Below are 21,416 nucleotides of genomic sequence, written 5' to 3' on the forward strand. Positions count from 1 at the left end.
GCGGAGATTCTTGCCATGGCTGATATGATTACAGACGATGTGGAGCATGACGGTCTTTACAATGCCTTTGAAACATTGGGCTTGTTAGCAAAATAGGAAATCTGACGAGTGAAAAGCTCCAGTGGAGGTTTTCAGCCTATTTCTTAAATTATGAAGGAACAATGTCCTTTCTTCGCTCTTTCGTTTTCAGGCTCAGGCTTCTATGGTCACTTTCTTGTTTTTGGGTGACCAGTTGCAACAGTTCACTGAACTGTTGCAATCCACCGAGACTCTTGACAACCTATCCTTTTGATTTTTAAAGAGTATACTAGTATTTCCTTTGTTTTATCTGTAATTATTCTGTTCGATAAACTACCTTACAAATAAGATTTTTTAACCGCTTGCAAAACGATTTGTAATCTGATAAGATAAGAATAGGATTGTTACTGGTAAGCAGGCAAAACCTAAGCAGATAGTGAATGGTCTGGCGACAGTCTTATTTGCTATGTGTTTAGGCTTTTTTTATTAAAAATGGAAAGAATGACGTGGTTTTGAATATGCTGCAGATTGAAAAGGTCTACAACAATAACGTTGTGCAAGTGATAGACAGTAAAGGGCAGGAGTTAATCGTTATGGGAAAGGGACTCGGTTTTCAAAGAAAAGCGGGAGAGGAGCTATCCACGGAGAAGATTGAAAAAACCTTTATCCTGCAAAATGAACATCAGACCCAAGATCTGTCAGAACTTTACCTAAATATGGAGACAGCTGAACTTGAAGTGGTCAATGCCATTCTCAGCAAGGCTGAGGAGGATTTGAGGATTGAATTTGACCTGGCGCTTTATGTAGCATTGGGGGACCATTTGCATTTTATTTTCCAACGCAGTCGTGAGGGAATATCGCTTGAAAATCCCTTATCGTGGGAAATTCGGAAGTTTTATCCTAAGGAATATCAGATAGGTCTAAGTGCTTTGGGGATTATTGAGGAAAAATTAGGGTTGAATGTGGAGAAAGGAGAGGCCTCCTCTATTGCCCTTCATCTCATCAATGCCCAGAAAAATGGAGTATTTGGCAAGGAGACGCAGACGATTAGTAAGATTGTTACCCAGATATTGGATATTGTTCGCCTGCATTTTGGCTGGGCTAGCTATGATGAGGATAATACTAGCTATCACCGTTTTGTGACCCATATTCAGTATTTTGCTCAACGTGTGGCAAATGGTGTTATAGAGGGGCAAAATGATGCCTTTCTGTATGAACAGGTGAAGGCTAACTATCCTGATTCGTTTGCGTGTACGACTAAGATTCGTCAGCACATTGCAGAGGTTTATCAATTTGACATGTCAAAAGATGAACAAGTCTATTTGACCATTCATATCCAGCGTTTAAAAACGTTAAAAAACTAGTTAGAAAAAATCAAAACAAGAAAACGCTTGCGATTTGTTTTGTGATATGTTATTATAATGTCAACAAAAGGATTGTTACTGGTAAGCAGGCAAAACCTAAATATATACAAGATACTCTTTTTGGCTTGGGCCAAGAGGTAGTGTTTGGTATATGTTTAGGTTTTTCTGTTTTTCCAGAAAAGAAAGGAGCCGGAAAATGGCAAAGGATTATACAGATTTAGCTACAGATATCGTAGCTCATGTCGGAGGAAAAGAAAATATCAGTAGCTTGAAACACTGCGTGACCCGCCTTCGTTTTGGACTTAAAGATGAAGCTAAGGCAGACACAGACTACTTGAAGGCGCGTGATGGCGTTGTGACAGTGGTTCAAGCTGGAGGTCAATACCAAGTGGTTATCGGAAACCATGTACCGGATGTTTATGCAGCAGTGCAAAAAGTTGCAGGGATTGCAGGAGATGGAAGTTTGGATATTGATGAAGGTGACGGACCTAAAGGAAATCTGTTTGAGAGGTTTATTGATCTCCTATCTGGTATTTTTCAGGCTTTTCTAGGCCCTCTTGCAGCAGCAGGTATCATTAAAGGGATTGTTGCCATCATGGCTTCCAGAGGCCTGACAAGTGATAACAGCGCAGTTTATGCCATCTTAAACGCGGCAGGTGATGGTTTCTTCCAATATTTGCCTTTGCTAGTTGCACTGACATCAGCACGCAAATTCAAGATGAATGAATTTACCGCCCTAGCAATCGGTATGGCTTTGATCTATCCAACCTTACCAGGTTCACTTGCAACATTGAAAGAAGCTGGACTTGATAATGTATTTGGTATTCCATTTGTTTTGCCAACTGCAGGCAGCTACTTGTCAACCGTTATCCCAGCGATTCTCGCAACTTGGGTAGCTTCTATTATCGAGAAAAATATCCGGAAAGTCACACCAGACGTTGTCAAACTCTTTGTCGTTCCATTCATGACCATCTTGGTGGCAGTTCCATTGACCTTCTTAGTGGTAGGTCCAGTTGCCAACTTTATCTCTGATATGCTATCTAATACCTTCACAGCTATTATGAATTTCAGTCCGCTGCTATATGGATTGATTCTCGGTGCAACATGGCAGGTTCTGGTGATGTTTGGAATGCACTGGGCAGTTGTACCATTGGCAATCATGCAGGTCGCATCAAATGGTATGTCTGCAATCCTTGTTCCAGCCTTGCTTCCAAACTTTACTCAAACAGGTGTCCTTCTAGCGATTATGTTGAAGACAAAAGAATCTAAAGTTAAAGCAGTAGCTATGCCTGCCTTCGTTTCATCGATCTTTGGTGTCACTGAGCCAGCTATCTACGGTGTCACTCTTCCAATGAAAACGCCATTCTTTATTTCATGTGCAGTTTCAGGTGTAATTGGTGCTGCTATGATGTTCTTCAACGTTACAGGTTACTCTGTTGGAGGTATGGGTGTCTTCTTGTATCCATCGCTTGTTAACCCAGCCGACGGGGAGATGTCAGGAATGATTGCTGCAATCGCCTTAACAATAGCAGCTATCGTCGCTTCATTTGCTATCCAGATGGCTCTTCCAGTTCCATACTTGTACGGGGAGCCTACTGAAAAAAAGTCCGTTGAGTCGATGAAGGAGTCTATCCCAGAATTAAAAGAAATCAAGCAAGAAATTATTGCTAGTCCGCTGATTGGTAAGGTTGTGAAATTGGAAGCTGTGCCAGACCAAGTATTTGCTTCAGGTGCTATGGGCAAAGGGATTGCCATTGATCCGACAGAGGGGATTCTCCTGTCTCCAGCTAAGGCAGAAGTGACCCTTGTCTTTCCAACAAAGCATGCCATTGGCCTACGGACTGAAAATGGGGCAGAACTCTTGATCCATATCGGTATGGACACTGTATCCTTAGAAGGCAAGGGCTTTCAATCGTTTGTCGAAGTCGGCGACCAAGTTGAGGCAGGACAAAAGCTACTAGAATTTGACCTTCAGCAGATGAAGGCAGCAGACTTGCCGGCCATCAGCCCGATTATTGTGACCAATACAGCAGATTATGAGGATATACTGGTGACACAAGAGGACCAGTTGAATAGTGGAGACTATTTACTAACAACGGTAAAATAGCTATATGCCACTCTGATGACCGAGTAGGTAAGTGTCATACTCACGATGACATCACATAAGAGACTGGGATAAAAAGGGTTTGGTTTTTGAAATTCCTTATTATAATCTCTACGAAACCTACAATCACCCACTAAAAACGAACAAACACGACATTTATGTGGCTACAAATGTCATGTTCGTTCGTTTTTTCTATTTTGAGCTGGACTTTTGTCTCAGCCTCTCCTCTCGCAAGATTACTGGTTGATAAAGTCTTGGTCATGGCTGGGAATTCCCTCCTCATCAGAGGTGTATCGCTCAGCCGTAACTGTCAGTTGGTACTGATTGCGCAGGTCTAAGATTTCTTGCATCATGGGAGAAGCGTGGTGGATATCGAGGGCCTCTTGATCCGTCCAACTATCGACTAAGAGGATTGAATGGGGGTCGTCGAGCGGTGCAAAGTATTGGTAACGATGGTTGCCAGCCTGCTGGCGGATGCGGTCTGCAATGCCTCTAGCTTCCATTTCCTTGGCGAAAGCACGCGCATTGTCAGCTGGTCCAGTATAGTATAGGTGCATGGTAATCATAATATAAGATATCAAGGGCGTTAAGCGGACACAGACAAAATATAGTCTTTTAGTTTACTTTACGACGACGCAAGCGTCTAGTTCTCGTTTATCTTTTCGGCACAGTCCGTAGCCCGTATTCAGTTTAACCAAATACGGAGGCCCTAGTCCTTTCTATTTATTTATCAAAATTAGTATAGGCTTTATTCTTCCGTAATTGCTTGCGGTAGTTGCTTGGAGTTGTGTGGTAGTATTGTTTGAACTGGCGGTTGAAGTTGGACAGGTTATTGAAGCCGACTTCGTTGGCGATTTCCAGCACAGGTTTGAGGGTATTGGTCAGGAGCTCGGTAGCTGCTCGTAGTCGGACTTGGATGATAAACTCCATACAGGGTGTCCCTGTTTGTTGCTTGAAGATTGTCATGAAGTGAGTTTTCGTATAGCCCATTTGTTCTGCCAGCTGTTCGATGGTCAGGTTGTCCGCATAGTGTTGCTGGATGTACTCAATCAACAACCGCAGTTTTTCATTCTTCCGATACATATCATCGGTGTTTTTCCGGACAATGTAGCGGTGGCGATAGAGCAGGTAGAAGAGGTCAAAGAGTCGGCTCTTGAGTGGCAATTCAAAGTAGGGGGGCTGGTGTCTGACCAATTCAAAGACGGTCAGTAAGCACTGTCTGATTTCTGTATAGCCTGGGTCTTGGGGTTGAATGCGTGGGACACACTTGAAAACATCCGTCTGCAAGGGGTGGAGATAGAGCATGCTGGTTTTGTCTAAGTGAGAAGCCCCCAACATATCTAGATGAAAGAGTAGACTATCCGTCTCATGCCCCCGCTGTTCAATCGGATGGATGGAGTGCGGAGCATTGGGGCGGATGAGGATAATATCACCAGCCTGACTATTGAAATAATCATAGTCGATATGGTAGCGGGCTGTCCCTCCGTAAACATAGTTGATTTCAAATTCATTGTGCCAATGAAAAAGAATGTCAGGAATGCCGTTCATGACACTGGTATGATAATATTTGTAGGGCAATAATTGGCTGTCATAGTCAACGGTGTGTTTGAAGTTTTTATCCGTCAATGGTGGCTGCATACAATTCTCCGGTTCGTAGGATAGTATCATTATAGCATATTATTGGAGAAGAAAAGAAGTTCAAATCTGTTTATACTATATTTATCAGAAAAATGATAAGGGAGAAAACTATGTCACGATTTCCAAAAAAATTCCTCTGGGGAGGAGCTATTGCAGCCAACCAGGCAGAAGGTGCCTACAATGTAGACGGACGCGGTTTGGTCCAGACAGACGTTACAACAGGAGGATCTGTCAACAGCCCCCGCTATACGACCTACATTGACAAGGATGGCAAGCCAGGCAAGTATGCTTCTATGGGCCATGCTGGCGGTCATCTGCCAGAAGGGGCAACCTATGCAGTTCTAGAAGACCATTATTATCCAAATCATAAGGCTGTGGATTTCTATCACCGCTATAAAGAAGATATCAAGCTCTTCGCAGAAATGGGTTACTCTGTTTTCCGCTTGTCCATTTCTTGGGCACGGATTTTCCCGAATGGTGACGAGACTGAGCCAAACCAAGCAGGTCTTAATTTCTACCGCTCTGTTTTTGAAGAATGCCGCAAGTACGGGATTGAGCCACTGGTTTCCATTTGGCACTTTGATACACCTTTGAGCTTGGAGCAGCGTTTCGGTGGCTGGAAAAATCGTAAACTTGTTGATTTCTATGTTAAGTATGCGGAAACTATTTTCAAGGAATACAAGGGTCTCGTCAAATACTGGTTGACCTTCAATGAAATCAACGGAGGGATCATGTTCTTGGACCTCTTTGGTGATGACATGACTGACCAGGATTACCAAGATGCCTATCAAAGCCTTCATCACCAATTTGTTGCTTCTGCCAAGGCTGTTCAAATTGGGCATGAGATTGACCCGGAAAATAAGATTGGGAACATGATTTGCGGTATTACCTTTTACCCAGGCACTTGTGACCCAGCAGATATTCTTGCGAATCAATACGCTTGGGAGCAAAATATCTACTACTGTGGAGATGTCCAAGCAAAAGGAAAATATGGCACCTATGCCAAACGCCTCTGGGCAGAGCACAATGTAGTGGTTGAAATGGCTGAGGATGATTTAGAAGTCCTTGCCAAAGGGAAAGTGGACATGTATACCTTCTCTTACTACATGTCTACTGTCGTGACGACTCATCAGACAGAAGATACCGTTTTAGGCAATTTCTCAGCAGGTGCCAAAAACCCATATCTGACCTATTCAGACTGGGGTTGGGCACATGATCCATCAGGGCTTCAATACTACCTTGAAAAAATGTATGACCGCTATGAAATTCCACTCATGGTTGTGGAAAATGGCTTGGGAGCCTTTGATACGGTTGAAGAAGATGGTTCTATCCACGATGATTACCGCATTGACTACCACCGTGCCCATGTTAATGCCATGGCAGATGCCATTGCCAATGGTGTAGACTTGATTGCCTACACCACTTGGGGCTGTATCGACTTGGTGTCTGCTGGAACAGGTGAAATGCGCAAACGCTACGGCTTCATCTACGTTGATATGGATGATGCTGGAAACGGTACGCTTGCTAGAACACCAAAAGATTCCTTCTATTGGTACAAGAAAGTCATTGCCAGCAATGGTGAAGATGTAGAATAAGGAAGACGGCTACTTGCCGTTTTTCTTTAGGAGAAAGGTATGGATATGAAAATAGAACATGTGGCAGTTTATACACAGGATCTAGAGGGAATGCGTAATTTCTTTGAAACCTATTTTAATGCTAAATCTAATCAGCTCTACCATCATCAGAAAAGCAACTTCAAATCCTATTTTTTAACCTTTGAAGATGGAGCGCGTTTGGAAATTATAACCAGAGATGATGTGGTGGACAAGCCAAGACAGCTCAATCATCTTGGGCTTATTCATCTAGCCTTTAGTTTGGGAAGTAAGGAGGCGGTAGACAACTTAACAGCGAGCCTTCAGGTGGATGGTTATTCCATACTCAGTGGACCGCGAACAACTGGCGATGGCTACTATGAATCGTGTGTGTTAGGTTTTGATGCTATACAAATTGAATTGACAGTGTAATGTTGGCAGGCCAATGTTTAACCGACTAACCTGCTAGTCTCATTCATTAGCGATTTCCTTACTGTTACGGAAAAAACTACAATGGTGATTGTTGTAACCGTTTGCTAAACTAATACCTATAGGAACCTATATTCACAAGTTCTGAACTGTGAATACGGGTTCTAAAATAGACAGGAGGCAATTATGTCTAAATTACCTAAGAATTTTTTATGGGGTGGAGCAGTAGCGGCTCACCAACTCGAAGGTGGCTGGCAAGAAGGTGGAAAAGGACTTTCTGTGGCAGACGTTATGACTGCAGGAAGGCACGGAGTAGCGAGGGAAATTACAGCAGGTGTAGTAGAGGGAAAATACTACCCGAATCATGAAGCGATAGATTTTTATCATCGCTACAAAGAAGATATTGCACTCTTTGCTGAGATGGGTTTCAAATGTTTCCGTACCTCAATTGCATGGACACGTATTTTTCCAAATGGTGACGAATCGGAACCAAACGAAGCTGGTTTGCAGTTCTATGATGACTTATTCGATGAGTGTTTAAAATATGGGATCGAACCTGTTGTCACCCTATCACACTTTGAATTGCCTTATCATCTGGTGACCGAGTATGGTGGTTTTAGAAACCGTCGGACGATTGATTTCTTTGTCCGTTTTGCTGAGACCTGTTTCCGTCGTTACAGGGATAAGGTCAACTATTGGATGACCTTTAATGAGATTAATAATCAAGCAAACTATCAAGAAGATTTTGCACCTTTTACCAACTCAGGTATTGTTTACCAAGAGGGCGAAAATCGCGAAGCAGTTATGTATCAAGCAGCCCATTATGAATTAGTGGCCTCTGCACGCGCTGTTAAAATTGGACATGAGATTAACCCGGACTTTCAGATTGGTTGTATGATTGCTATGTGTCCGATATATCCTGCGACCTGCAAACCATCCGATATATTGATGGCACAGAAGGCGATGCAAAAACGGTATTACTTTGCAGATGTTCATGTGCATGGTTTCTACCCAGAGCATATCTTGCGCTACTGGGAGCGAAAAGGCATTGATGTTGATTTCACAGAGGAAGATCGCGAAGATTTGCTAAAAGGAACAGTTGATTACATCGGTTTCTCATACTATATGAGTTTTGCGATTGATTCTCACCGCGAGAATAATCCTCATTATGACTATCTTGAGACAGAGGACTTGGTGAAAAATACCTATGTGAAGGCTTCTGATTGGGAATGGCAAATTGACCCAGAAGGATTGCGTTATGCACTAAACTGGTTTACAGATATGTATCATCTGCCACTCTTTATCGTAGAGAATGGCTTTGGTGCCATTGACCAGGTTGAAGAAGATGGTATGGTGCATGACGACTACCGTATTGACTATCTTGGAGCTCATATCAAGGAGTTTATCAAGGCTGTCGATGAGGATGGAGTGGACCTGATGGGTTACACACCATGGGGCTGTATTGACCTGGTGTCAGCAGGAACAGGTGAGATGCGCAAACGCTACGGCTTTATCTATGTTGATAAAGATGATGAAGGCAATGGTAGCTATGCGCGTTCTCCAAAACGCTCATTTACATGGTACAAAAATGTCATCGCAACAAATGGTGAGGAAGTTTAATGGTAGGACCTATGTAGCGCAACAGTTACATGGGTCTTCATTTATGTTCTTTATACTCTTTAAAAATCAAAACCCCTGCGTGTTGGCGCGTGCGATATTGACAATCCTCTATCTTTGTTATACAATGTATTACAGAAAGAAAAGGTATTACAATATGGGAATAGTATCATTAAGATTAAACAGTGCAGAAGAAGAACTTTTCAGAAGTTACGCAATGCATACAGGTAAAACTCTATCAGAATTGTTTAAGACTGCTTTAGTTGAGCAGATAGAGGACAGGCTGGACTATGAAGCAGGTATCCGAGCTTTGAAAGAGTTCGAGAAGAACCCGATTACTCACTCAATAGACGACATCATCGAGGAGTTAGAAAATGAGTTATAAGCTAGTCCTTAGTGATGACGTAAAGAAACAACTGAAAAAAATGGATAAGCACGTGGGGCTGATGTTAGCTAAAGACATGAAGAAGCGCCTTGACGGCTTAGTCAATCCAAGACAAATCGGAAAGGCATTGATAGGTCAATTCAAAGGGCTATGGCGCTATCGGGTCGGGAACTATCGTATCATCTGTGATATTCAAGATGATAAGCTGATTATACTAGCTCTTGAGATAGGGCACAGAAAAGAGATTTATAAATAGAGCCTAGCCATCGCAGGGCTTTTGAGCATCTCACGGCTAGGATACAGTAAAAAAGCACAGTTTTCTACTACGCTAATTCTTGCCTGCTGAACTCATCAAAATTTACTACCCTTTTTACTACCCTTTTGGTTTGCTCTACTTACGTGTACTTGGCAAAGATTAAGGGAAAAAGCCTATAAATGCGCCGATTGCTCGCTCTACTTTTGCATTCTTACGTATAATGGTATAATGATGATAAATAAATATTGGAAGTGTGATTGCTATGTTATTTGTACCCCTTTTTTTAAGGTTTAACCTTTTTAAGCCACCAAGATAAGCAGTTTTCCTAGTTGTTTGTCATTGTATTGTATCGTATCTTGGAAAAGAGGTTTATGATGGAATCTGTAGTTGGAATAGTTGTTATTGTAGTCATTATGGCTGTTCTGGTTTATTTATTAACTAATGTATGGCGAATCAGAGCGACTTCAGTTGGTCAAACGGATGGCACTACGCTATACTTCGTAAGATTTAAGGGGGTAAATCCGCCAGACTTGGCAAATAGTAGTGTTTTTAATCAAGTAGCCAAAATCAAACGTGCTAAAGGAGATACCTATCAAATTAGTTCAACAGTCAATGATGTAAAACTGAGAGACTTAATGATGGATGAGTTTCAGCTCAAACCTTCTGAGGTTGTCGTGTACTCCCCTCCTCGTCTTTTCTTTTATGCATCGTAGTTCGCAACTCTTCGGAGTTGCTATTTTTTTGTCTCTGGAGAGTAGCGGAAAAGCGGTTTATTTTAGTGGCGATATTTCCGTAGTGGTAAGGAAATACTTCCTATGGAAAATGTAAACGTGTTCATATACAATAAAATCATAACAACAGTAAATCATCAAATAGTTGGAGGAAAATCCTATGGTAAAAGCATTGATTATCTGTGCAGGAGGCATGTCTTCTTCACTGATTGCTAAAAAAACACAGACACTTTTGGAAGAACAAGGTCATACAGTAGAAATGAACGCTGTTGGTGTTCCAGAAGGTGGTAAAAAAATTAATGCGGCAGAGTATGACTTGTACTTAATTAGCCCTCAGACAAAAATGCACTTTAAGCAATTTGAAGAAGCAGGTAAGAAGGTTGGAAAGCCAGTTGTCCAAATCCCACCACAAGCGTATATCCCAATTCCAATGGGAATTGAAAAAATGGCTAAATTGGTCTTGGATAATATCTAGTTCCTTGCTATCGTAGATGGTATTATTGATTCGAAAAGAGGCTAGTTATGCTAAGTACTAAGGAAAAAATGATATTGCAGTATCTTTACCAACACCAAAATGGTTTTTCAACCAGTAAAGTATTGGCAGAGCATCTCTCTTATACAGACCGCACAATTCGAACCTATATTAAAAAAATGGTATCCGAAATATCTGAGGAAGAAACAGGTTTCACCATTTTATCTAAGCAAGGTTATGGCTACCAGCTGCGAATTAGCAACGAGGAAAAATACCATCGTTTCTTCTCTGAAAACCAACTAGTATTTGGGGTAGATTATAGTGATGCAGAAAACCGTTATAAACAAATCCTGAATAAATTGATATTTGAAGAAGAATGTATCTTATTTGATGATTTGGCGGACCAGCTGTTTGTCAGCAGATCAACCTTGTCTCATGATTTTAAGCACATTAGGGAGCAACTTGCCTCTTATGGGCTGAGTATCGAGAGTAAGCCCTATAGGGGAGTCTATGTGGTTGGGGAAGAACGACAAAAACGTCACTTCATCATGGATTATTTCTTTAGGGAACATTTTTATCAGAATATCCATCATTTTTTGGCCAATGATAGAAGTTTAGCCTTACCCCTATCTTTTGAAGAGTTAACCATTGTAGTCTTAGATGAGTGTCGTGATAGTCAGTTGAAACTATCTGACTATATTATTCAAAATTTAGTTATTCATTTAGGTTTAGCTATCCAACGCTATCAAAAAGGCTTTACAATTTCTCCTGTCACCATTGATAAGGTGAAATATGCTAAAGAATTGGCAGTAGCTACAAAGATTACTAGGCGATTATCCCATCGATTGGAGCTACAAAATGGGATTCCTGAGGAGGAAGTGGTCTACATTGCTCTGCACTTGATTTCAAAAACAGAATTGGAGGTAGAGAAGTCATCGGACCGTCTCTTGCTACGCCAAGCACTTTTTGAGGTTTTAGGACGTTACGATGAGGAATATGGGTATCAGTTCTCACATGATTTTTCCTTGATAGAAGGCTTGTTAACACATCTGGAGGTTCTCATAGAACGACTCCGTCACAACCTCCATATTGATAACCCCTTACTTGATGATATCAAAACAACTTACCAAGACATCTTCAATTTGACACAATCACTAATGGCTGAACTGTCAGTCTTTCACTCGTATACCTTGTCCGAGTCAGAAATTGCCTATGTAGCTCTACACTTGATGGCTTCCTTGGAACGCCAAAAAGAAAAATACAAGCTAAATGTTCTGGTTATCTGTGCAACAGGCTACGGTAGTGCTCAGATGCTGAAAAATAGGATTAAAAATGAACTTGGGCAACAGGTGTCCATCTCAGATGTCGTCGGTTACTATGATTTAGATAATCAAAAGTTGCAGGGTGTAGATGTGATAATGTCAACTATCGACTTATCTGGTTTGGTGTTTAAGGTCCCTGTTATCACTGTCAGTGTCTTTTTAACGGATCAGGAAGTGAAGGAAGTTAAACAACGCTTGGCAGACTTGAGACCTAGTCTCCAAGAGCCACAGGTAGTGGAAAGAGAAAGTAACTTGGAGAAATACTTTGATCAGTACTTCTCAGAACAAGGATTTTTAGTTGTTGAGTCAGCTGAAAAAGAAATGCTATTAAAGCACATGATTTCACAGTTGGAGAGTGAAGGTCTAGGAAATCACCAGGAGTTTTATAAATTAATTGAGGCGCGTGAAAGTTTGAGTACATTGGTATTTGATAAAGATATAGCTGTTCCTCACCCCCTAAAACCCATTAGTGAAAAGCACATGATTTCTGTTGCGGTTATAAAAAATGGTCTATATTGGGAAGAAGGCTATGACCAGATTAGATTGGTTTTCTTAGTGAGTCCATCTATATATACAAATGAAGGTCTATCAACCATTACCAATCGATTGGTAGATTTGGTAGACTTGCCAGAAGTCAAGAAAGGCATAATAAACTCTCCTGATTTTGAAACATTCAAGCACGTTTTTTTACAAAGAGAATAGAAGGTGACAGATGAATACAGAAGAATTACAAATGGCGGCATTTGGGATTATCCTCAGTAGTGGCAATGCGAGAAGTGTTATCCACGAGGCTTTCGCTGCAATGCGAGAAGGTGATTATGATAAGGCAGAAGAGTTATTGGAAGCAGCCAATGCTGATATGCTTGAAGCCCACCATTCTCAAACGGGTCTCCTACAGGAATACGCAAGCGGTACTGAAGTGAAGGTAGAGATTATTATGGTTCATGCGCAAGATCACTTGATGACAACAATGACGTTACGTGAGGTAGCGCTTGAAATGTTAGCTTTGTATCGTAAAGTCGGTTAGAAAGAGGATATGGGATGAGTAAGGAAATGGTAGGTAAAAAGCTACAGAAAACACCAGAACAATTAAAACAAGAGGCTAAACGCAACAGTCAGCTCTTTCATCGCTATATGCTGTTTCGTTATAGTTTAGCAACGTTCTTCTTTGCCAATCTATACTGGCTTCTGGTTCAATTATTTCAACCTAGCTTATACCTTATCCTGCCCTCGCTTATGCTGATTGCAATAGTCATTGCGACGGCAGAACAATTTAAGTTGTATGGTGCTGAGGAGCCTCGATTGACAAAGACGGAATTGGCATTAAGGGTACAAGCTATCTTGCAAGGGCTAATTGTGGTTTTGGTGATTTTGGGCCAGCTCCCAACCCTCTTTCCAACTTTTTCAAACCATACATCTGCTAAACTCTTTGTTATTGGTTTGCAGTTGTTAGGTCTTGCTTTAGTTGTTCTCAATATAAAACGGTTGGAGCAGGTAAAGCAAGATACCGACAAATACTATCTACGTTTTCAAATAATAAAAAAATATCTTTAATATTTTAGGAGGTCTTCACATGGAAGAACAAAAAGGGTTCTTTGGGCTATTAGATAAATATCTGATGGGACCAATGGGGAAACTGGCATCTTACAAAGTTGTACGTGCCATCACAGCTGCTGGTATGGCTGCCGTACCATTTACGATTGTTGGTTCGATGTTCTTGGTTTTCAGTATCTTACCACAAGCATTTTCATTCTGGCCAATCGTTGCAGATATTTTTGCAGCATCTTTTGATAAATTTACCCCACTATATATGGTTGCCAATACTGCTACTATGGGGGTGCTATCACTTTATTTTGCACTTGCTATTGGATATGAATTGACAAAAATTTACGCTGAGGAAGAAGAGCTGAATTTGACTCCGCTTAATGGGGCGCTTCTATCCCTCTTTGCTTTCATCATGACCGTTCCTCAAATTATTTTTGAAAAAGGCGCTATGTCGACAGTCAGCTCTCTGGAAGAAGGCGCAGTAATTGTTGATGGCTGGGCAATGGGTGGTGGCGTAACACGCTTTGGTACAACAGGTATATTTACGGCAATCATCATGGCTGTTGCGGCAGTTCTGCTATATCGGATGTGCGTGAAAAATAACTGGGTTATCAAAATGCCCGATTCAGTACCAGAGGGTGTATCACGCGGCTTTACAGCTTTGATTCCATCATTTGTAATAGCCTTCTTCGTGATTTGCTTGAACGGCCTCCTAGTTGCACTGGGAACAGACATTTTTAAAGTAATTGCTATTCCATTTGGATTTGTAGCGAACTTGACCAACTCATGGCTTGGTTTGGTCGTTATTTATCTTTTGACACAAGCATTGTGGATTGTGGGGATTCACGGAGCAAATATTATCTTTGCTTTTATCAGTCCAATTGCTCTTGCAAATATGTCGCTCAATGTTGCTGGTGAACGAATGATTGTTGCTGGTGAGTTCTCAAATATGTTTGTCATTGCAGGTGGTTCTGGGGCAACTCTGGGTCTTTGTATCTGGCTTGCAACACGTGCTCGTTCAGAGCAGTTGAGTGCTATCGGGAAAGCCTCAATCGTTCCAGGTATCTTTAATATCAACGAACCATTGATTTTTGGTTTGCCAATCATCTATAACCCAGCACTTGCAATCCCATTCATGCTTGCTCCAATTGCTTCTATGACGGTGTATTACTTCTCTATGAAGTTGAATCTTATCAATGCAGTTGTTGCTCAAGTACCATGGCCAACTCCAGTTGGTATCGGTGCCTTCCTTGGGACAGCTGACTGGCGTGCAATTCTTGTTTCACTTGTCTGTGCGGTTGTTGCCTTCCTTGTGTATTATCCATTCATTCGTGCATACAATAAACAGTTGCTAAAAGAAGAAGCGGCAAATGCTTAAACTAGAGAAACTCCTTGGCTTCTTTTAAGTTCAAGGAGTTTTGCTATAAAGAGAATATAAGGAGACATTGTTAGATAAACATAAGATAGTATCATCGTTGCTTTCTTCCTTACAAATCAGGGGATCTGAGGTAGGACAAGAGAAGAAGATTTTTTGTCGTTGACTTGATGAAGGGACTATCAATGCCTATGGACTCTTAAAATAATATTTCTACTACTCTTGTTAATACTGATCGATAGAAAACCGTTCTTTTGTTACAAGTTTTCACTAGGATACTATCCAATAGTTTAAGAATAGTGATCATTGGAAATAGCATAGGATAGTATCAGTTTGGCATATTATCGGGTAGGAATGAAGGGAGTTCTTATGCTATTATATAGCTAATAAAGTCAGAAGGAGCATTGTACTATGACAAAACAATTTCCAAGTAGATGCGGATGACCAAGGAAAGGGCAGTTTTGAGCGTTCACGGAAGGATTCCTTCTACTTCTATAGGGACTTGATTGAGACAAACGCAGCAACTATTTTGAATAGGTAGATATTCTTTATAAAAATGAAAAGAGAGGGATAGCGAATGGTAGAAACGATTTATCTCATGCGTCATGGAGAAACCTTGTTTAATACCCAAGGTCGTGTACAGGGCGTTTGCGATTCTCCTTTGACGGAAAATGGCAGGGTGCAAGCAGAAGCAGCTAAGAATTACTTTGCTGAGCAAGACATCCAGTTTGGTGCAGTCTATTCTTCCACACAGGAGCGTGCGACAGATACTGCCAAGATTGTGTCAGGCCAGGAGAACGTCCAGCAATTAAAAGGGCTCAAAGAGATGGATTTCGGCATTTTTGAAGCACAACCCGAAATGCTTTTGCCCAAGTTTCGTCCAGGAGCCAATTCATTTGAAGACCTCTTGGTGCCTTTCGGAGGTGAGGATATTCGTACAGTCGGACAACGAGTAGCTCAGACGATAGAAGAGATGGTGTCAGAACAGGCTGAAAAAACAGTATTAGCTGTCAGTCATGGCGCAGCCATGTGGGGCTTTATGTTGCACCATCAGATCGAACTTCCAGCTGGTTTTCGATTTAGCAACTGTGCCATTTGTCAGTTAGAATACGATGGGGAACAGATTCGCTTAGTAAAAGTGATAAATCCAGTCCTTAATCAAGTGATTGATTTGTAAGGGGGAGGAAGATGGCAACACAACTATACTTAATGCGCCATGGACAAACTCGGTTTAATCAACAAGGTCGCATTCAAGGAGCCTGTGATTCTCCCTTAACGGCATTAGGAAAAGAGCAAGCACTAGCTGCTCACCAGTATTTTCAAGAACAGGGGATTGAGTTCGATAAAATCTATTCTTCAACCCAAGAACGTGCCTGTGACACAGCCGAATTGGTATCCAAAAGGACGGATTATATCCGCTTAAAGGGGTTGAAAGAACAAGATTTTGGAGCTTTTGAGGGGCAACAGGAATATCTTAACCCTCCTCTCCAAGGAGATATTGGCTACAGTGATTACTTTGTGACCTATGGTGGTGAGTCTTATCAAGATGTCCGACAACGAATGGTAGAAACCATTACTGGGATCATGGAGCAATCCGATAATCAGTCGATTTTAGTCGTCAGTCACGGAGCAGCTATTGCCCAATTTTTCAGGCAGGTATTGACAGATTATCCGCGAGTGCGAATGCGTAATTGTGCGCTATTGACCTTTACCTACGAAAACGGCAACTATGACTTGCTCAGCATTGTTGACCCTGTCAACAAAGAAACTCTCTATCAAAAAGAAGGATCAGAAAAGGAGAAAAAATGACAGTAACAAAAGGATTTCCAGAAGGATTTTTATGGGGTGGTGCGACAGCTGCCAATCAGTGTGAAGGAGCCTATAATGTAGACGGGAGAGGTCTTGCCAATGTTGATGTAGTGCCGATCGGTCCGGATCGTTTTCCGATTATCGCTGGGAAAAAGAAGATGTTTGATTTTGAGGAGGGGTATTTTTATCCAGCCCAAGACTCCATTGATATGTATCATCATTTTAAGGAAGATATTGCTCTTTTTGCAGAGATGGGCTTTAAGACCTACCGCCTTTCGATTGCTTGGTCTCGTATTTTTCCAAAGGGGGATGAATTAGAACCAAATGAAAAAGGGCTTCAGTTTTACGAGGATGTATTCAAGGAGTGCCGTAAATACGGTATAGAACCTCTGGTGACCATTACCCATTTTGATTGTCCGATGCACTTGATTACCGAATATGGCGGTTGGCGAAATCGGAAAATGCTGGAATTTTACGAGCGTCTGTGCCGAGTCCTCTTTACTCGTTATAAGGGGTTGGTGACCTATTGGCTGACCTTCAATGAAATCAATATGATTCTCCATGCTCCATTTATGGGGGCAGGACTCTACTTTGAAGAAGGGGAAAACGAGGAAGAAGTGAAGTACCAAGCAGCCCATCACGAATTGGTGGCTTCTGCTATAGCGACAAAATTGGCCCATGAGATTGACCCTGAAAATAAGGTCGGCTGCATGTTGGCTGCCGGTCAGTATTACCCGCACACTGCCCATCCGAGAGACTACTGGGAGGCCTTGAAGGAAGATCGCGAAAATTATTTCTTCATCGATGTGCAGTCGCGGGGTGAATATCCGAATTACGCCAAGAAGAAGTGGGAGAAACTGGGGATTGAAGTAAGCATGACTGAGGAAGATAGGTCTCTTTTAAAGGAGCATACGGTGGACTTTATTTCCTTTTCTTATTATTCTAGCCGTGTTGCCTCAGGCAATCCAGAAGTGCGTGAAAAGACAGAGGGGAATATCTTTGCCTCTATCAAAAATCCCTACTTGGAGGCTTCTGAATGGGGCTGGCAGATTGACCCCTTAGGGCTTCGTATTACCTTAAATGCCATCTGGGATCGTTACCAAAAGCCAATGTTCATCGTTGAAAATGGTCTGGGAGCCATCGATATCCCAGATGAAAACGGCTATGTTGTGGATGATTATCGTATTGATTATCTTCGCCAGCATATTGCAGCCATGCGTGACGCCATTGTCGAGGATGGTGTGGAGCTGTTAGGCTATACTACCTGGGGCTGTATCGACCTTGTATCTGCCGGGACAGGCGAGATGAAAAAACGGTACGGTTTTATCTATGTGGACCGCGATAATGACGGCAAGGGGAGCCTCAAACGTTCCAAGAAAAAGTCCTTTGACTGGTATAAGCAGGTGATTGCGAGTAACGGTGCAGACTTGGATTGATAGCACCAGTTAGGCCATCTCTTTTAGGATAGCAAGGATTGAGGGAAGCGTCCATTGCGGACAATGTTCCTCAATCTTTTTTATTGATACTTACTGAACACCAGCCACAAGATACGAGGGCGTTTGATACGAGCTATGCTCGTTCTATTTCTAACCTTCAACAGTCTATCCCTAGACTGTTGAAGTAACTCCTAGAAAAAATAGGTAATCGAAGCGAGTTGTCTTGCAACCAATGAGTTAATCTAGCCTTGCTTTTCTGTTTCTTAGCCCAGGCTTCTATGGTCACTTTCTTGTTTTTGGGTGACCAGTTGCACCAGTTCCCGGAACTTCTGTGGTCACTTTCGCATTTCTAGGTGACCAGTTGCACCAGTTCCCCGAACTTCTATGGACACTTTCGCATTTCTAGGTGACCAGTTGCACCAGTTCCCCGAACTTCTGTGGTCACTTTCGCATTTCTAGGTGACCAGTTGAAACAATTCACCGAACTTCTATGGACACTTTCGCATTTCTAGGTGACCAGTTGCACCAGTTCCCCGAACTTCTGTGGTCACTTTCGTATTTCTAGGTGACCAGTTGCACCAGTTCCCCGAACTTCTATGGTCACTTTCGTATTTCTAGGTGACCAGTTGCAACAGTTCCCCGAACTGTTGCAATCCACCGAGGCTTTTGACCAAGTACCTGTTGATTTTTAAAGAGTATGCGTATAAATGATGATAGCAGTTCCCGATACTTGCCAATCACCATCCTTTCTACTATAATGGGCATGAATGAAGATTTAAAGGAGTTTTACATGAAATATATTGTAAACAACAGCAATGATCCCGCCTATAACATCGCACTAGAAGCCTATGCTTTTAAGGAGTTAACCCATGTGGATGAACTCTTTATCTTGTGGATCAATGAGCCTGCTATTATCATTGGCAAGCACCAAAATGCCATACAGGAAATCAACAAGGAGTACACGGATAGTCATGGCATCCATGTTGTGCGTCGCTTATCAGGTGGTGGTGCTGTCTACCATGATTTGAATAATTTAAATTACACGATCATTTCCAATAAGGCAGACGAAGGGGCTTTTGATTTCAAGACCTTTTCAAAGCCAGTTATTGATACGTTAGCAACCTTGGGCGTCAAGGCTGATTTTACAGGGCGTAACGACCTTGAAATTGATGGGAAGAAAATCTGTGGCAATGCCCAAGCCTATGCCAAGGGGCGTATGATGCACCATGGCTGCCTGCTCTTTGATGTTGATATGACGGTTTTAGGTGCAGCCTTGAAAGTCAGCAAGGATAAGATTGAATCAAAAGGAGTTAAATCAGTCCGTGCGCGCGTGACCAACATCAATAGTGAACTACCTGAAAAAATGACTGTTTTGGAGTTTAAAGATGCTATTTTAAACCAAATGAAGCAAGAATATCCCGATATGGATGAATATGTCTTGTCAGAGGAGGAGTTGATGCGTATCCAAGAAATTCGGGATAGGCAGTTTGGGACTTGGGACTGGACCTTTGGTCAGACACCTGAGTATACTGTAGAGCGCAGTGTTCGTTATCCTGCTGGGAAAATCACCACGTATGTCAAGGCAGAAAAATCAGTCATTGAATCCATTAAGATTTACGGGGACTTTTTCGGAATCGGAGATGTCGCAGATATTGAGGGACTACTTGTCGGAACGCGCTATGAGTATGCTGATGTACTTGCAAGGCTCCAAGCAGTTGAGATAGCCCACTATTTCTCACGGATGACGGCAGAAGAAGTCGCAAAAGCGATTGTTGCCTAACATAGAGGAAGGAAAGTCAGCCTATAAGGATTCACTATAGGTCCCCATAAAGGTTTGGTATTGGTCAAGTAGCTTATTTTTTGATATGATAGAAGAGTCATTTTACTAATAGGAGAAGCTATGTCAAATAATTTACTTGTTTTACAATCGGACTTCGGTCTGGTTGACGGAGCGGTGTCCGCTATGATTGGAGTAGCGCTTCAAGAATCGCGTGATTTGGTGGTTCACCATCTGACACACGATATTACCCCTTACAATATTTTTGAAGGTTCTTACCGCCTCTTTCAAACGGTGGAATACTGGCCCGAGGGGACAACATTTGTCTCGGTGGTCGATCCAGGTGTAGGCTCCAAGCGCAAGAGCGTCGTAGCTCTAACAGAGCAACATCACTACATCGTAACTCCTGATAATGGCACCCTATCGTTCATTAAGCAATACGTGGGCATCAAGGCAGTGCGGGAGATTTCAGAAGTGGCCAATCGTCGTGCGAATACAGAGCATTCCTATACCTTCCATGGTCGCGATGTCTATGCCTATACTGGGGCAAAATTAGCTTCTGGTCATATCACTTTTGAGGAAGTGGGGCCGGAACTTAAGGTGGAAGATATTATTGAAATTCCAACTGTTCAGACCGAAGTCGGTGCTGACTTTGTTAAGGGGGCGATAGACATTCTAGACGTCCGTTTTGGCTCTCTCTGGACCTCTATTACTCGTGAGGAGTTTTATAGCCTTTCCCCTGTCTTTTCAGAACGTTTTGAGGTCACCATTTACAACAATGATATGTTGGTCTATCAAAATCAAGTGACGTATGGGAAGTCCTTTGCAGATGTCCGCATTGGTCAGCCTCTACTTTATATCAATTCGCTTTATCGTGTCGGTCTTGCAATCAACCAAGGTTCCTTTGCCAAAGCCTACAATGTCGGTGTCGGGCAGAACTGGCATATTGAAATTAAAAAAATGAGTGTTTAGGAAGTAAGAAGGAGAGTATCTATGAAAAATAATTCGATTAAAGCAGTTGTGGGAACGGGTATCGGAGCCGCTTTATTTGTAGTGATTAGCCTCGTTATCAATATCCCTGTAGGGATTCCTAATACTTCTATCCAACTTCAATATGCTGTTCAGTCTTTATTAGCCGTTCTCTTTGGGCCGATTGTTGGTTTTCTAGTTGGTTTTATCGGGCATGCTCTTAAAGACTCCCTGCAGTATGGGCCTTGGTGGTCATGGATTCTAGCGTCGGGTCTCTTTGGTCTGCTTGTTGGGACCTTGAAATACCGCCTGCGTATCAGTGAGGGTGTTTTTACCACCAAGGATATCCTACTGTTCAATGGCGTACAGGTTGTTGCCAATATTCTTTTATGGGGCGTCCTTGCGCCGGTTTTGGATATCTTAATCTACCATGAGCCAGCCAATAAAGTGTTTGCGCAAGGAGTTATTGCAGGAGCTGTCAACGCTACTACTGTTGCGATAGCTGGAACAATTTTGTTGGCGGTATATGCTAAGACACAGGTGCAAAATAATAGCCTGTCTAAAGATGAAAATTAGT

The 21,416-nt window shown here is 42.1% G+C and carries 21 protein-coding genes and 1 pseudogene; 20 read left to right on the plus strand and 2 right to left on the minus strand.

The genetic code is table 11. The annotated features are described in order from the left end of the window. The 3 genes and pseudogenes from BVE84_RS09425 to BVE84_RS09435 all read left to right on the plus strand — a co-directional run. Positions 1–96: pseudogene (locus tag BVE84_RS09425) on the plus strand (Cof-type HAD-IIB family hydrolase); the annotation flags it as partial. 443 nt (positions 97–539) lie between these two features. Next, complete coding sequence (gene licT / locus BVE84_RS09430; RefSeq protein ID WP_076996782.1) at positions 540–1,382, plus strand: BglG family transcription antiterminator LicT; 843 nt, start codon at positions 540–542, stop codon at positions 1,380–1,382. A gap of 196 nt (positions 1,383–1,578) precedes the next feature. Next, positions 1,579–3,489, plus strand: a complete 1,911-nt coding sequence (locus BVE84_RS09435) for a beta-glucoside-specific PTS transporter subunit IIABC (protein WP_076996763.1) — start codon at positions 1,579–1,581, stop codon at positions 3,487–3,489. Positions 3,490–3,722: 233 nt separating this feature from the next. On the opposite strand, the gene BVE84_RS09440 is transcribed toward BVE84_RS09435, so the two are convergent. Together BVE84_RS09440 and BVE84_RS09445 are read right to left on the minus strand one after the other, a co-directional pair. Next, positions 3,723–4,052 carry a putative quinol monooxygenase gene (locus tag BVE84_RS09440; RefSeq protein WP_228062232.1) on the minus strand — a complete coding sequence of 110 codons (330 nt, stop codon included), beginning with the start codon at positions 4,050–4,052 and terminating at the stop codon, positions 3,723–3,725. Positions 4,053–4,209: 157 nt separating this feature from the next. Continuing rightward, positions 4,210–5,124 carry a helix-turn-helix domain-containing protein gene (locus BVE84_RS09445; RefSeq protein ID WP_076996764.1) on the minus strand — a complete coding sequence of 305 codons (915 nt, stop codon included), beginning with the start codon at positions 5,122–5,124 and terminating at the stop codon, positions 4,210–4,212. A gap of 110 nt (positions 5,125–5,234) precedes the next feature. Between BVE84_RS09445 and BVE84_RS09450 the strand changes: the two genes are divergently transcribed. The 17 genes from BVE84_RS09450 (at position 5,235) to BVE84_RS09535 (ending at position 21,415) form a co-directional block, all read left to right on the plus strand. Next, positions 5,235–6,719 carry a family 1 glycosylhydrolase gene (locus tag BVE84_RS09450; RefSeq protein ID WP_076996765.1) on the plus strand — a complete coding sequence of 495 codons (1,485 nt, stop codon included), beginning with the start codon at positions 5,235–5,237 and terminating at the stop codon, positions 6,717–6,719. Positions 6,720–6,764: 45 nt separating this feature from the next. Then, positions 6,765–7,148, plus strand: coding sequence for a VOC family protein (locus BVE84_RS09455; RefSeq protein WP_076996784.1), 384 nt, complete (start codon positions 6,765–6,767; stop codon positions 7,146–7,148). 183 nt (positions 7,149–7,331) lie between these two features. Further along, entirely contained in the window at positions 7,332–8,765 is a 1,434-nt protein-coding gene (locus tag BVE84_RS09460; RefSeq protein WP_076996766.1) for a 6-phospho-beta-glucosidase, read from the plus strand. Positions 8,766–8,919: 154 nt separating this feature from the next. Next, complete coding sequence (relB, locus tag BVE84_RS09465) at positions 8,920–9,147, plus strand: type II toxin-antitoxin system RelB family antitoxin (protein WP_076996767.1); 228 nt, start codon at positions 8,920–8,922, stop codon at positions 9,145–9,147. Beyond that, complete coding sequence (locus BVE84_RS09470; protein ID WP_076996768.1) at positions 9,137–9,403, plus strand: type II toxin-antitoxin system RelE family toxin; 267 nt, start codon at positions 9,137–9,139, stop codon at positions 9,401–9,403. Before relB ends, BVE84_RS09470 begins: the two co-directional genes overlap by 11 nt. Before the next feature lie 371 nt (positions 9,404–9,774). Further along, positions 9,775–10,116: a hypothetical protein gene (locus BVE84_RS09475; RefSeq protein ID WP_228062233.1), complete on the plus strand. Its 342-nt coding sequence runs from the start codon at positions 9,775–9,777 to the stop codon at positions 10,114–10,116. Between the two features lie 178 nt (positions 10,117–10,294). After that, positions 10,295–10,609 (plus strand): PTS cellobiose transporter subunit IIB, encoded by a 315-nt coding sequence (locus tag BVE84_RS09480; RefSeq protein ID WP_029179297.1) that lies wholly within the window; start codon positions 10,295–10,297, stop codon positions 10,607–10,609. A 47-nt stretch (positions 10,610–10,656) separates the two neighbouring features. Continuing rightward, entirely contained in the window at positions 10,657–12,630 is a 1,974-nt protein-coding gene (locus BVE84_RS09485) for a BglG family transcription antiterminator (RefSeq protein ID WP_076996769.1), read from the plus strand. A 10-nt stretch (positions 12,631–12,640) separates the two neighbouring features. Continuing rightward, positions 12,641–12,955, plus strand: coding sequence for a PTS cellobiose transporter subunit IIA (locus BVE84_RS09490; protein ID WP_002937728.1), 315 nt, complete (start codon positions 12,641–12,643; stop codon positions 12,953–12,955). A 14-nt stretch (positions 12,956–12,969) separates the two neighbouring features. Beyond that, positions 12,970–13,482, plus strand: a complete 513-nt coding sequence (locus BVE84_RS09495; RefSeq protein WP_076996770.1) for a hypothetical protein — start codon at positions 12,970–12,972, stop codon at positions 13,480–13,482. A gap of 19 nt (positions 13,483–13,501) precedes the next feature. Further along, on the plus strand, positions 13,502–14,851 hold the full coding sequence (gene celB / locus BVE84_RS09500; RefSeq protein ID WP_076996771.1) for a PTS cellobiose transporter subunit IIC: 1,350 nt from the start codon (positions 13,502–13,504) through the stop codon (positions 14,849–14,851). A gap of 574 nt (positions 14,852–15,425) precedes the next feature. Then, positions 15,426–16,025 carry a histidine phosphatase family protein gene (locus tag BVE84_RS09510; protein ID WP_076996772.1) on the plus strand — a complete coding sequence of 200 codons (600 nt, stop codon included), beginning with the start codon at positions 15,426–15,428 and terminating at the stop codon, positions 16,023–16,025. A gap of 11 nt (positions 16,026–16,036) precedes the next feature. After that, entirely contained in the window at positions 16,037–16,657 is a 621-nt protein-coding gene (locus tag BVE84_RS09515; RefSeq protein ID WP_076996773.1) for a histidine phosphatase family protein, read from the plus strand. Continuing rightward, positions 16,654–18,093: a 6-phospho-beta-glucosidase gene (locus BVE84_RS09520; protein WP_076996774.1), complete on the plus strand. Its 1,440-nt coding sequence runs from the start codon at positions 16,654–16,656 to the stop codon at positions 18,091–18,093. Before BVE84_RS09515 ends, BVE84_RS09520 begins: the two co-directional genes overlap by 4 nt. Positions 18,094–18,883: 790 nt before the next feature. Next, complete coding sequence (gene lplA / locus BVE84_RS09525; protein ID WP_076996775.1) at positions 18,884–19,873, plus strand: lipoate--protein ligase; 990 nt, start codon at positions 18,884–18,886, stop codon at positions 19,871–19,873. Between the two features lie 120 nt (positions 19,874–19,993). After that, positions 19,994–20,842 (plus strand): SAM hydrolase/SAM-dependent halogenase family protein, encoded by an 849-nt coding sequence (locus BVE84_RS09530; RefSeq protein ID WP_076996776.1) that lies wholly within the window; start codon positions 19,994–19,996, stop codon positions 20,840–20,842. Between the two features lie 21 nt (positions 20,843–20,863). After that, on the plus strand, positions 20,864–21,415 hold the full coding sequence (locus tag BVE84_RS09535) for an ECF-type riboflavin transporter substrate-binding protein (protein WP_076996777.1): 552 nt from the start codon (positions 20,864–20,866) through the stop codon (positions 21,413–21,415). The last annotated feature ends 1 nt before the right edge of the window (position 21,416 follow it).

It is taken from the genome of Streptococcus azizii, from assembly GCF_001984715.1.
GTDB classification, from domain to species: domain Bacteria; phylum Bacillota; class Bacilli; order Lactobacillales; family Streptococcaceae; genus Streptococcus; species Streptococcus azizii.